The 12742-nt window shown below is 25.2% G+C and carries 13 protein-coding genes; 2 read left to right on the top strand and 11 right to left on the bottom strand.

The features are described 5' to 3' along the window. The first annotated feature begins 3 nt into the window (after positions 1-3). Entirely contained in the window at positions 4-861 is an 858-nt protein-coding gene (locus KXZ80_RS09595) for a dTDP-4-dehydrorhamnose reductase family protein (RefSeq protein ID WP_021433261.1), read from the top strand. A gap of 76 nt (positions 862-937) precedes the next feature. On the opposite strand, the gene KXZ80_RS09600 is transcribed toward KXZ80_RS09595, so the two are convergent. Next, positions 938-2137: an MFS transporter gene (locus KXZ80_RS09600; protein WP_038285269.1), complete on the bottom strand. Its 1200-nt coding sequence runs from the start codon at positions 2135-2137 to the stop codon at positions 938-940. 198 nt (positions 2138-2335) lie between these two features. Here KXZ80_RS09600 and KXZ80_RS09605 point away from each other — a divergent pair, with 198 nt between their 5' ends. Beyond that, positions 2336-3028, top strand: a complete 693-nt coding sequence (locus KXZ80_RS09605) for a glycosyltransferase family 2 protein (RefSeq protein WP_021433263.1) — start codon at positions 2336-2338, stop codon at positions 3026-3028. Positions 3029-3083: 55 nt separating this feature from the next. Here the strand turns inward: KXZ80_RS09605 and KXZ80_RS09610 are convergent, their stop codons facing one another. The 10 genes from KXZ80_RS09610 to KXZ80_RS09655 all read right to left on the bottom strand — a co-directional run bounded on the left by KXZ80_RS09610 (position 3084) and on the right by KXZ80_RS09655 (position 12734). Then, on the bottom strand, positions 3084-3464 hold the full coding sequence (locus KXZ80_RS09610; protein ID WP_021433264.1) for a DUF3139 domain-containing protein: 381 nt from the start codon (positions 3462-3464) through the stop codon (positions 3084-3086). 83 nt (positions 3465-3547) lie between these two features. Continuing rightward, positions 3548-4210: a hypothetical protein gene (locus KXZ80_RS09615; protein WP_021433265.1), complete on the bottom strand. Its 663-nt coding sequence runs from the start codon at positions 4208-4210 to the stop codon at positions 3548-3550. A 151-nt stretch (positions 4211-4361) separates the two neighbouring features. Then, entirely contained in the window at positions 4362-5729 is a 1368-nt protein-coding gene (locus KXZ80_RS09620) for a sensor histidine kinase (protein ID WP_021433266.1), read from the bottom strand. Then, positions 5723-6436 (bottom strand): LytR/AlgR family response regulator transcription factor, encoded by a 714-nt coding sequence (locus tag KXZ80_RS09625; protein WP_038285272.1) that lies wholly within the window; start codon positions 6434-6436, stop codon positions 5723-5725. Before KXZ80_RS09625 ends, KXZ80_RS09620 begins: the two co-directional genes overlap by 7 nt. A gap of 37 nt (positions 6437-6473) precedes the next feature. Continuing rightward, positions 6474-8078, bottom strand: coding sequence for a hypothetical protein (locus KXZ80_RS09630; protein WP_021433268.1), 1605 nt, complete (start codon positions 8076-8078; stop codon positions 6474-6476). Between the two features lie 3 nt (positions 8079-8081). Beyond that, entirely contained in the window at positions 8082-8858 is a 777-nt protein-coding gene (locus tag KXZ80_RS09635) for an ABC transporter ATP-binding protein (protein WP_021433269.1), read from the bottom strand. A 284-nt stretch (positions 8859-9142) separates the two neighbouring features. Beyond that, complete coding sequence (locus KXZ80_RS09640; RefSeq protein ID WP_021433270.1) at positions 9143-10711, bottom strand: ABC-F family ATP-binding cassette domain-containing protein; 1569 nt, start codon at positions 10709-10711, stop codon at positions 9143-9145. A 162-nt stretch (positions 10712-10873) separates the two neighbouring features. Next, a complete protein-coding gene (locus KXZ80_RS09645) occupies positions 10874-11149 on the bottom strand; it encodes a CD3324 family protein (protein WP_021433271.1) in 276 nt (91 codons plus the stop codon). Positions 11150-11559: 410 nt separating this feature from the next. Beyond that, a complete protein-coding gene (locus tag KXZ80_RS09650) occupies positions 11560-11796 on the bottom strand; it encodes a hypothetical protein (protein WP_021431022.1) in 237 nt (78 codons plus the stop codon). Between the two features lie 257 nt (positions 11797-12053). After that, on the bottom strand, positions 12054-12734 hold the full coding sequence (locus tag KXZ80_RS09655) for an ABC transporter ATP-binding protein (protein ID WP_021433272.1): 681 nt from the start codon (positions 12732-12734) through the stop codon (positions 12054-12056). Between the last annotated feature and the right edge of the window lie 8 nt (positions 12735-12742).

The raw sequence follows: 12742 nt of genomic DNA on the forward strand, positions 1-12742 counted from the left end.
TATATGCAAAAAGTATTAATATTTGGTGCCACGGGAATGGCCGGACATATGGTTACAATGTATCTATCTAAAATTAAAGAAAAATATACTATATACAATGTTTGTCATCATTCCAAACTAAATGAAGATAGTATAATATGTGATATAAACGACATTAATAAAATAAATAGTATAATTGGTTATATAAATCCAGATATAATTATTAACTGCATAGGCGTATTAAATAAATCCGCTGAACTAGATATTAAAAATACTATATATGTAAATACATTTTTCCCAAAACTACTAGATAGAATAGGTGAAATTAAAAATATAAAAATATTACATTTAAGTACAGATTGTGTATTTAATGGCTCTAAGGGAAACTATTCAGAAGAATCTTTTAAAGATGAAGACGGTATTTATGGATTAAGCAAAAACTTTGGAGAAATATATGGTAAGAATTCACTTACAATTAGAACTTCTATTATAGGCCCAGAATTAAAAAATGGAAGTGGATTGTTTAATTGGTTTATGCACCAAGAAGGAACTATAAAAGGTTTTACTAATGTGTATTGGAATGGCGTTACAACATTAGAACTTGCAAAGGTTATAGATAAAGCATTGGATTTAGATATACAAGGTATTTATAATATAGCTAATGAAACTAAGATTTCTAAATACAATTTACTAAATTTAATGAAAAGTGAATTTAATAAAGACAATATTGAAATAGAAAAATTTGAAGAAATTCATTGTGATAAAAGCTTAATTTCAGTAAAAAAAGATTTTAACTATAAAGTAAATCCATATGATGTTATGTTAAAAGATATGCATATTTGGATGGAAGAAAACAAACATTTATACAAGTTGTATTTTTAAAGTATTTATCCCCAATGAGTTTTATATTCTATTAAACTCATTGGGGATAAATTGTAATAAATTTAAAAACCTTGTACTATATACATGCTTTTTTATGTAATCCTAAATAAATTATAGAAACTATAATGGAAACAAAAAGGAGTCCAAGAAATAAAAAAGATTTGTTTATTTCATATACATAAGCTGATATAATAGGTCCAAACGCATATCCACATGACTCTGCTGCTCCTACAAATCCAAATACAATCCCTTTAATTCTAGGCTTATCTCCGAATTCAGATAATGAGCTTTGTAATGATGCATTCAAAAAAGTTGCACCTAAAAAATACACTATAATAATTGCAGTAAAAATTGGTATACTTCTTGTTAGCGCCAGTCCTAATAAACTTATATTCATAACAACAAATGATAAAAACAATTGCCTTTTATTCCCTATTTTATCACTTATCCAGCCTGCAATAGGTGCCCCTACTCCAAATACGATTAAGTATATAGATATTATTGCAGATGTATACGATGTTGTTGCTCCTAATACATCTCTTCCATAAAAATGAAAAAGCGCAACAACACAACCATATATAAAATCTCCTAAAAATGCAATGGTACCTAAAACCAATATCTTATATCCAAGTTTAAATTTCCTTATTTCTGAAAATACATTACTTGATTTGCATCCTCTATTTGTTTTTGTGTTAAAACTATAATTTTTTCTTTTTATTCTTAGTTTTACATATATTAAAGATATTAATATTATTATGGATGATATATAAAATGATAAATTATAGTTACCTGTCTTTGAAACTATAAAACCTCCTATAGCTGCTCCAATTCCTCCTCCAAAAGTAAATACTGCTGAAGCCATTCCTGTACTTTCTCCTCTTTTTTTTAAATCTAGAGATCTTGATAAAATTGAAAATGTAGCTGGTGCAGCCATACCTAATATAGCTCCCTGAATTATATATATCCATCCAGATATCAATTGAGATTTATTTAATGTATATGAAAAAGGTATAAATACCATTAGTAAAATAGCTATCATTAGAACTAATTTATCACCTATAAAATCAGATATAACTCCAAAAGGCATTTGAACTATAGCTTTGCTAACTCCGTATAAAGAAAGTATTGTTCCTACCATTACAGTGGTTAATCCTAGTGAGCTTAAGTACAATGGTATTATAGGAATCATAACACTATAACCTATCCCAAAAACGAACCTATAAGTACAAAATGTCCTTAGTTCTTTTTTGGTAAATAGAACACTACTCTTTAGCATTTAAATCATTCTCCTAGAATTTAATTTTAATTATACTTTATTATATTCCTACATATAAAATCTATTCACATAGGGCTTTCTTTAGAGAATTTATTCAATAACTATATATATCTCTTCAGTAACTTTACAATATATAACTTCATATAATAATATTAATTATTTATTTTTTAAACTTTATTAACAAAGGTATGGTGTAAAATGTTTAATGATATTTCAATTATAATTCCATATAAAGAAAGTACATCTGAAAGATCTAAAATTTTTGAATTTGTAATTAATAGATATAAGTCTTTAATGCCTGATGCTGAAATATGTATTGGTTGTAATGAAGGTGTATTTAATCAAGCTAAATCTTTAAATGAAGCAATAAAAAAATCTACTAGAAAATATATCCTTTTCATGGATAGTGATGTATTAATAAATCCTGATACTGTTGCTAAATGTCTTGAGATGATAGAAATTTATGATGTGGTGTTTACACATGATTTATTAATAAGACTTACGCCTGAGTTTTCTAAACATATAATGGATAATAATGTTTTAATTCTCAATCAACGCTTAGAGAATTTCGCGGGTCAATATTTCCACTATCCTTTGAACTCTATTTGTATGATAAGAAAAGAACTATTAAATAAAACAGGTTGCTTTGATGATAGATTTGAAGGTTGGGGACATACAGATACAGCTTTTAGAGCAGTTTTATTAGCTGCTACTCCTAATGTAACCACTTTAAAGTTCCATACAATATATCACCTACATCATAGCTATAATCCTGATTTTAAAAACGACACACATTTCAATAATAACTCAAAAATTTATGAAGAAAATTACACTCCTTCTAAAATTTCTGAGACTATGAAATATTTAGCAGAGAAATACAAAAATTCATAAAAACTTATTATAAAAAGCTCTATTAAATTTAATAGAGCTTTTTATAATTACTTTATTATTTATCTAAATAAATAGGTGGATATTTTACGTTTTTAAGTTCATCATGCTTTACTAATTCATGACCGTCCTTTAAGTCATGTATCTGAAATAGTACTTTGTTTATATATAAAGCATAGTAATCGTCACTATAAAAATATTGATATTTATAATTAGGATCATTTTTATAAGATACCTTATAAAGAATTCCATCATAACTTGCTATTTTTGCTTTTTCTTTCGTAATTTTACTTATATCATCTTTTGAAACCCCCTGCGCTTCCATATATTTATTAATATATTTTTCTGCTTCATCCCAAGGCTTAAAGTTATTATTATATATATAAAAACCCGTAAATCCTATAATTGATAATAAAAAAATAGCCATATATTTTTTCATATAGACCTCCTTGTTTTAATAAAAGTTCCTTTATTTAAATTCAATATAATGAACTTTAAATGTGTTATAAGTTTTCTAATATACTACGACTTTGAGATATCGAAGTCATAGTTACATCTTAATTGTAAAGTTTTAATGTATTTACCAGATTTATTAACTTTAACAACTTGAACCGGTATAACATCTTTATAGGGAAGTTCTACAAGACGATCTTCTTCATTAAATGTTTTTTCAACTTTATTAAAGAATTCTTTCTCTGTTAATCTAGTATTAGTTAACGACTTAAATATGTTATATGTAGCTTTAATATATTTATCATTTTCATCTAATTTCATATTTTCTGGATATTCTTTAACCCAAAAAATATCTATTATAGACTTTCCTTTTTTATAGTCTTCATACATAGAATAATATAGACTTTGAATAGATTTTGTAGGAGGACTTTCAAAACCGCCTAGAGATAATACGAAACTCCCGTCTGGATTTGAATCAGCAATACTAAGTCCACTATCTATTATAGATTTTGATATCTTTTTAGATAAATCTTGTTTAACTTCATACAATCCATCTCGGGTATTAGTTTTTTCTGAGTAATTTTCAAAAAACTCAATAGTTTCGTTTTCTTTATTTTTTTGAGTTTCAACTTCAATTAAGTTTTTTGATGAATCATCTGAATGTATACATCCTACCATTAAACCTACACTTAAAACTAATATCATAGATAATATAGATTTTTTTACTTTCATATAATTTCTTCCTCCATTATATTTTTACTTCTCAAATAGTTATTAATCATAAACTCCTTAAACATAAAAAAGGGACGTTACCTTCTGTTAAAAGATAACATCCTCTTTTTTGAGCATCAATATATATGACCCAACTAGTAGGTTAATCGACTCAACTGTCAGTATTTTGATTGAGTGGTATGTATATATTTATCATAAATTTATTTTTTTCATCTTCAAATAATATTTCTCCATTGTATTTTTCTAAAGATGATTTAATACTTTGAATTCCAATTCCATGCATGAATTTATCTATTTTATCAGTTAATAATATATCTTTATAAATTTTAACACTATTAACTTTACTATTTTCACATTTAATTATAAAAAATGATTTTATTACAGTTCCTTTAATTCTGATATACTTATCAATCTTTTCATCACTTATTTTATCACATGCTTCTATTGCATTATCTAAAATATTATCAAATATGCTAGATACATCTATCGGTTTTATAAAGTTAACTTTTGAAAAGTTTATATCACATGTAAAGTTAATTCCTTTATTTGTACATAATTTGCTTTTTTCATTTATTATAATATCAAGTATCATATTACCTGTATTGTAAATAAATTTAAACTCTTTAATTTCATCATTTAAATTACTAATATATTCATCAACTTCTAAACTATTATTTTTAAGATTATCTATACAACAAATATGATTATTTATATCGTGATAAAGTTTTTTAACCTTCATATGAGATTCTTGAATGCTCAAATAATATTTATATTGCATGTCTAACTTGTTTTGCATTAGTTCATTCTGAGTTTTTAATTTATTTTCTTTTAATATTTGTCTAAATAATAATATAAGAACTATACTACTAGCTAATATTAACTTTGGAGTTAAAAGAAAATCAAATACATATTTTTCTGAATATAATTTGCCAAATTTCTCAAACTTGTAAAATATATAATTTCCAACTATACTGATTGAGTTAACTGATAAAGCAAATAATAAGTATATATAGTTTCTTTTTTCGCTATCAAATAATTGTAACCGACGATTTAAAAACCTAATTGTATTGTAGGTAAATAAAATAACCAAATTAATAGATATATCAACTTTTAAACGTTCAAAGTTAGATACTAAAAGTGCCCCTTCAGATGAAATAACACTACCTGTAATTATAAAAAATAAAACCCTTTCTAATAGATAATTCTTAATCAAATCGTAATATACATTAAATAAACAAAATAAAAGTATATATTTAACATATCCTATCTTATAAAAATAATTATAGTATATTCCAAAAACAATGAATAATATAGCATCAATTAAATTATTGCTATTATTACCACTAATTTGATCTATATTATAGAATCTAGCTATAATATAAATTAATAACAATAAAATATAGAATACAATTTTTTCATTTTCTTTTCCTTCTTTTTTATAAGTTAATATACCTTTTAGTATAAAAAAACGTATAAATATTGATAAAATCAATAATAATTCTTGTGTAAAATTTAGCATATTATATCACCAAGAAATTTTAGGAATTTAGTCTTAACATCTTTATATCTATATCTACTAACAGGTATTTCTTCTCCACTTTCCAATATCGCAATATTTGACTTTATATTTTCTACATAATTTAAATTAACTATAAAGCTTTTATGACATCTTACAAATTGGTCTAAATTTAAATCTTTTTCTATTTTTTCTAAACTGTATCTTACTTCGAAATTTTTGTTTATAGTATGTATTAGCATGTCCTTTTTTTGGACTTCTATATAAGTTATTTCATTTGAATTAATCTTATATGTATTAGACTTATTCTTTATTATTATATAATTATGTTTATTTAATTTGATTTCTTTAATACATGTTAATAAATGTTTCTTTAACTCTTCGAAATTTATAGGTTTTAATAAGTATCTGTAAGCTTTTACCTCATACCCGTCTTGTACATAGTCTATTAAAGATGTTATAAATATTATTTCCATTTTACTTCCTAATTGCCTAATTTTTCTCGCAACATCCATCCCATTAATATTGTCCATTTTTATATCTAAAAGTAAGATATCTACATCTTTTAAATTAGCTTCTAATAGTTCTTCTCCAGAGCAATATTTGCTTACTTCATGTTCTATATTTTCTTTATCTAATATAGTTTTAATGTAGTTTTCTATTAAAAGTCGCATCTCTAGTTCATCTTCACAAATTGTTATTTTAATTATAATCCCCTCCCCCTACACTTTTATCTATTAAGTAATTTTACCTCATATTAAAGGTCTTTTTAAATAAAATTAAGTCTACTATTAAAATAACGATTAGATACATACTTACTGCTAATCCCCCTATAAATGAAATAAGTAAATGAATACCTCCCATAATAAGTATTAAAAACATCATTAAGTAATCCTCTACTATTCCTTCATTTTTTTTAAGAACATTAATTGGTCGAGAAAAAGGCATCCCTTTATCTAGTGTTTTAAATGTGATTATTATGATAAATACTGCAACTAAAAATGTAATTATTATATGTGGTATTATAATAAATTTATAAAAATATATAAAGACTATAGATTGAATTAAATAAAGTGGAAGTATTAAATTAGCCAAGCAAGCTTTAATAGATGCCTTATGTACATTCATTTTATTTTTTATATTTATTGTTTTATATATGTATGATGCTTTATAGTTTTTAGAATACTTTAGAACTATCATTATTTTAGGAATTATCACTAAAGAAAAATATAAAAACATATACATATATGAACTTATGTATTTTTCATTCTTGTCAAAGATCATATATATCGGGTATACATAGTAAAGTCCAATAGTTGGATAGACTTTATTTTTAAAATCTCTATCCTTTTTCATTATATTAGAAATAAAGTTGAAAAAAATTCTCTCTTCTTTATCTTTACATATAATTTTGCTTATTGTCATTGTAACATCATGCTTTTTTATATTTTTACTATAGCTTTCATCACTAAGCTTTTGAAGTTTGTTTTCAAATAATGGGGTAAATCTTATATATATTAAAATTGATATTATAGGTATCACAAAAGCTAAAAAAGAAAGTATCCCCAATGTTCTATTTATATTTCCTGTTGTTATTATTTCAAGTGGAGCTGCAAACCAAAAAGGTGGTAAAATATAGGTTGCTATCCCTAAGTCAACGTTATTAAATATATTTATGCTTTGTGATATATTAATTACGAATATATATGCAACGCTAAATACCATTGTAACTATAATCTGTATAATACTAATTACATCTTTAAGCCTTTCTCCCTTGAATAGTTTTAATATAAATAAATAAACTAGTCCAGATAGAATTATCATAAAAATATCTATAAGTAATATTTCTATTAAAAATACCAAAGAAAAAATTAAGCCATACTTTATTGATGCAATTATTGCAAACCCACTTAATGATATACTTATGCTTATCATATATATTAAAATATGAGTTATTTTAGATGCATTTAATGTTTTTAGACTTATACCTTTTGTAGCTAATATCCCTTTATCTTTTATATCTAGTATTACAGATGAAAAATCTGATATAAATGTTGTAATCATAAAAAACATAAACATAGAAAAGTATAAAGCCATAGCTGTGAATATATTTTGGCTGTTTATTATAATAATCATCATACATAATCCAATAATTGCATATACTATTTGCATTATTCTATATTGATTTGAAGATTCTTGATATTGATTATTATTTAACAAATTAGATGTTTTCCTGGAATCTATAGTTAACTTTGTACTTAGTATTAGTCTCATATCATCATAATCAACTCCTAATTTTTCATATAAAAATCTAAATTTATCAAGTATCTTTAGCGAAATAAAATTTTGCATAGCCTACACCTCTTTTAATATAGATATAAATTTTTCGGCAAGTTCTTTATGTTCACTAAAGCCTGTAAGTTGATTAAATATTTGTTCTAGAGATTCTTCATGCACACGTTCTTTTAAGTCATTAAAGTTACCATCTGCAACTATTTCTCCATTATTTAATAACACTATTCTGTCACTTATTTTTTCTACAACTTCCATAATATGTGATGAGTAAAAAATTGTCTTACCTTCTTTTTTCAAGCTTATCATAATTTCTTTTATTATCATTACACTATTTGCATCTAACCCACTTAGCGGTTCATCCAAAAATAGTATATCTGGATTGTGTATTAAGCTTGAGATTATAACTACCTTTTGCTTCATACCCTTTGAAAAAGATCCAATTCGTGAGTTATATGCATCTTGTATGCCTAAGACATCCATCAGTTCGTATGCTTTTTTATCTGCAGTATCGTATTCTAACCCATAAAGCTGACCTATAAATGTTAAATACTCTCTCGCAGTTAAACATTCATACACTTCTGCCATCTCTGGTACATAACCTATCTTTTTTTTATATTTTTCATCTCCAGTTGATATGTCTTCTCCAAAAACCTCAACTACACCTGTATAACCCTCAACTAGTCCTAAAATTATTTTGACAGTTGTACTTTTCCCAGCTCCATTTGGCCCTATATATCCTACGATACTCCCCTTGTCTATCTCTAAATCTATACCTTTTAAAACTTCTTTCCCTTCGAAGTTTATTTTCAAATTTTTTATAAATATTGCCTTATCCATAACTGCTCCCCTTAGTACTTTTTATTTTACATATTTTTCCAAATTATACCATATAGATTATTTTCATTCAAATTTCAAAATTGTTTCTTTTTTAGATGGTTTTTTCAATTAGTAATTAAAATTGCTCACATTAAAAAGAGATATTAGACTATATTTCTAATACCTCTTAATCAACTTTATAATATATCTTACTACAAATAAATCAGTATAATATATATATATTTATTGCTATGATATAATCCACATTTAAGTAAAAATGTATTGACTATTTAGCCAATACATTTTTATGGAGTCTCAATTGTAGAGTATATTTTAAAGTTTTCACAATTTAGTACATCACTTACAATATCTTTATAAAAATCACGCTCATGACATACTAAAATCAAACTGCCTTTATACTCTTTTAATGCTTTTTTAAGTTCATTTTTTGCATCTATATCTAAGTGATTTGTTGGTTCATCTAAAATTAATATATTACTTGGTCTATTCATAAGTTTACACAGTCTAATCTTTGATTGCTCTCCTCCGCTTAGTATACTTATTTTACTATCTATATGCTCGTTAGTTAGCCCACATCTGGCTAGCATACTTCTAATTTCATATCTATTACACTTATAAAATTCATTCCATATTTCTTCCAAAGCAGTATTGTCATTTTCTATTTTTATTTCTTGTTCAAAATATCCTATTTCTTGATGTTCTCCAATTTTTATATTTCCACTTATAGGTATATTAATTCCAATTAGACTTTTTAATAAGGTTGTCTTTCCTATTCCATTTGAACCAATTATGGCTATCTTTTGGCCTCTTTCCATTTTTATATTTATAGGCTTACTTAACGGCTTATCGTACCCTATAATTAAATCTTTTGTCTCAAATATAAGCTTTGCTGATTCCTTAGATTCCATAAATTTAAATTTTGGCTTTGGCTTATGTTTTGCTATTTCTATTCTATCAATTTTATCTAGTTTTTTTTGTCTAGACTTTGCCATGCCACTTGTTGATGCCCTTGATTTATTTTTTGCAATATATTCTTCAAGCTTAGAAATTTCCTCTTGCTGTCTATTATAAGCGGCCCTTAATTGAAGTTTATTGGCTTCATATGATTTCATAAAACTTTCATAATTACCCACATATCTTGTTAGTGATTTATTTTCAAGATGACATATTATATTTACAACACTATTTAAAAAATCTAAATCATGTGATATTAATATAAATGCATTTTCATAAGATTGTAGATATTTTTTTAACCATTCTATATGATTTTCATCTAAATAGTTTGTAGGTTCATCTAATAGTAATATATCTGGTTTCTCTAAAAGTAATTTTGCTAATAATACTTTAGTTCTTTGACCTCCACTTAATTTTGAAACATCTTTGTCTAAGCCAATATCTCTAAGGCCTAAACCAAGTGCTACTGATTCTACTTTTGAATCTATACTATAAAATTCATTCTTAATTAAAATTTCTTGTAGATCATTAGTTTTTTCAATAGCTTTCGTAATTTCTCCCATATCCATTGAAGCCATTTGATTATATATATTATTAAGTTTACATTCCATATCAAATAGATTATGAAATGCTTCCTTTAAAGTATCTCTTATAGATTTTCCTTCTTTAAGATGAGTGTGTTGGTCTAAATATCCAACATTTATTTTGCTACTCCAATGTATATTTCCACTATCAGGTATTATTTTATTGGTGATTATATTCATAAAAGTTGACTTACCTTCACCATTTGCTCCCACAAGTCCTACATGTTCTCCTTTTAATAATCTAAAATATATACCTTTAAATATATCTCTATCTCCAAACCCATGGCTCATATTTTCAACTGTTAAAATGCTCATTTTCATTCCTCGTTTCTTGCATTAATTTTCATATTAAAATCATAACATTTTAAAATATAGTAACCAAGTTTATAAATACTTCTGTAATAATATAGACTTTTTAAGTTATACAAATAGAAAGTGTCTCAAATAATTATAAAAATCATTTGAGACACTTTCTATTTATATAATTTGTTTTTCTTGTCTAATAATTCTTCTAATACTATTTTCAGTAAGGTAGTAGTGCTTAGTAAGTTCTTTAATAGATATACCTTCTTTATACTTGTTAAAAATCTCTATATTTCTTTTCTTTAAATCATTCTTACTTCCACTATTCTCTCCCCAAGATTTTTTGTTACTAGACTTTCTAGGTATATATAAATATCCACCATCTATATATTCTTGAATTAATTCAATAATATCTTCAGGTAATATATTTTGTGCTTTTTCGTATTTCATGATTCTCGCTCCTATTTACTTTTTAGTTCGTAAATAATTAAGCAAAGACTGCACAAAACAACTTAACCGAATTTAATCTCGGCTCCGAACAAAGTTTAGTTCTGTATATATATTACAGTCTTTGCATGGAGCCAGAAACAATAACTAGTTTATTCTGCATGAATAACACCCCTTTATATTAATAATTTATATTTTTATATTATGCATAGAATACATCACATAAATTATATCATCTGTATTGGTAGTATTCAAAGGTCATAAATAATTCTGTATTAAATTTGACCATATAATACTTAGTTTTTATATATAATTGTACACTCCATAAAGTTAGAATTATATATAAAAACTTCAAAAATAATATAAAATATGATTCAGATATCTAAAATTTAAAATCAGTGCTTCTTACAAAATTAATCTACTAACTTCCAAAATCCTGTTTTAGGTGTTACAAATAATTCATTTCCATCAAACTCTTTATATTCAGTACATCCTCTTTTTAATATTTTTTGTACTATAAAACTTGACTCAGCCATTCCCGAATGTATCAGCATTTTAGCTAATTTCCCAAATCTCATTTCTCCATTTTCTTCTAATATATCTATTATCTTAGCTTGTATTTCCTGTATTTGCTGTTTAGTATACTCCATGATCTATCTCCTTTAATCTTATCTTTATATCTATATTAACAAAATACCTATACAAATTAAAGTTTAAAGTTCTATCTAATCCCGAACATCCTAGAAAGTTCTCTAAATTCCTAATCTTTTGAGTCCATTTATCAAATATATCTAAATATTTCTTGCTAATTCATAAGCATCCCAAATAGCATACATTATTATTAATTTAGAGGGAGTCGTAAATACGCCCCTCTATTTCTGTTATTTTAGTATATACGCTTTAACTATTATCTAATTTTTTCTATACTTTTTACTTTTCCATCGCCTATAGTTACAACTATATCAGCCATTTTTGCTATTTTTTCATCATGAGTTATCATGACTAAAGTTTGATTAAATTCCTTTACACTCATGCAAAGCATGTCCATAACTTCTTTACTAGTTTTACTATCTAAGTTTCCAGTAGGTTCATCCGCAAATATTATAGAAGGTTTGTTCGCAAGTGCTCTAGCTATTGCTACTCTTTGTTGTTGACCTCCTGAAAGTTCATTTGGAAATTTATTAATTTGACTTGAAATACCTAGCTTTTTTATTAAAGTATTTATATACTCTTTATCTTCTTTTTTTCCATCCACAGATACAGGAAGAATTATGTTGTCATATACATTTACAACTGGTATTAGATTATAACTTTGAAATATAAATCCAAATTCTTCTCTTCTTATCTTTGATAGTTTATCATCATTCATAGTATAAATATCTATATCATCAAGATACACATTTCCTGATGTTGGTTTATCAAGCCCCGCCATGCAGTGTAGTAATGTACTTTTGCCTGAACCGCTTGGACCTATTATAGCTGTAAATTTATTAGGTTCTATTCCCAAATCTATGCCATTCAATGCATATACTTTATTATCTTCTTTTCCATATATCTTTTCTATATTTTTTATAATTAATTTTTTCATAACTCTCT

Source organism: Paraclostridium bifermentans (genome assembly GCF_019916025.1).
In the GTDB taxonomy this organism is placed as follows: domain Bacteria; phylum Bacillota; class Clostridia; order Peptostreptococcales; family Peptostreptococcaceae; genus Paraclostridium; species Paraclostridium bifermentans.

Bases quoted from the DNA above. Each gene is read 5' to 3' on its own strand.
- KXZ80_RS09595 (WP_021433261.1), top strand. From the start codon at position 4: ATGCAAAAAGTATTAATATTTGGTGCCACGGGAATGGCCGGACATATG.
- KXZ80_RS09600 (WP_038285269.1), bottom strand. From the start codon at position 2,137: ATGCTAAAGAGTAGTGTTCTATTTACCAAAAAAGAACTAAGGACATTT.
- KXZ80_RS09605 (WP_021433263.1), top strand. From the start codon at position 2,336: ATGTTTAATGATATTTCAATTATAATTCCATATAAAGAAAGTACATCT.
- KXZ80_RS09610 (WP_021433264.1), bottom strand. From the start codon at position 3,464: ATGAAAAAATATATGGCTATTTTTTTATTATCAATTATAGGATTTACG.
- KXZ80_RS09615 (WP_021433265.1), bottom strand. From the start codon at position 4,210: ATGAAAGTAAAAAAATCTATATTATCTATGATATTAGTTTTAAGTGTA.
- KXZ80_RS09620 (WP_021433266.1), bottom strand. From the start codon at position 5,729: ATGCTAAATTTTACACAAGAATTATTATTGATTTTATCAATATTTATA.
- KXZ80_RS09630 (WP_021433268.1), bottom strand. From the start codon at position 8,078: ATGCAAAATTTTATTTCGCTAAAGATACTTGATAAATTTAGATTTTTA.
- KXZ80_RS09635 (WP_021433269.1), bottom strand. From the start codon at position 8,858: ATGGATAAGGCAATATTTATAAAAAATTTGAAAATAAACTTCGAAGGG.
- KXZ80_RS09640 (WP_021433270.1), bottom strand. From the start codon at position 10,711: ATGAGCATTTTAACAGTTGAAAATATGAGCCATGGGTTTGGAGATAGA.
- KXZ80_RS09645 (WP_021433271.1), bottom strand. From the start codon at position 11,149: ATGAAATACGAAAAAGCACAAAATATATTACCTGAAGATATTATTGAA.
- KXZ80_RS09650 (WP_021431022.1), bottom strand. From the start codon at position 11,796: ATGGAGTATACTAAACAGCAAATACAGGAAATACAAGCTAAGATAATA.
- KXZ80_RS09655 (WP_021433272.1), bottom strand. From the start codon at position 12,734: ATGAAAAAATTAATTATAAAAAATATAGAAAAGATATATGGAAAAGAA.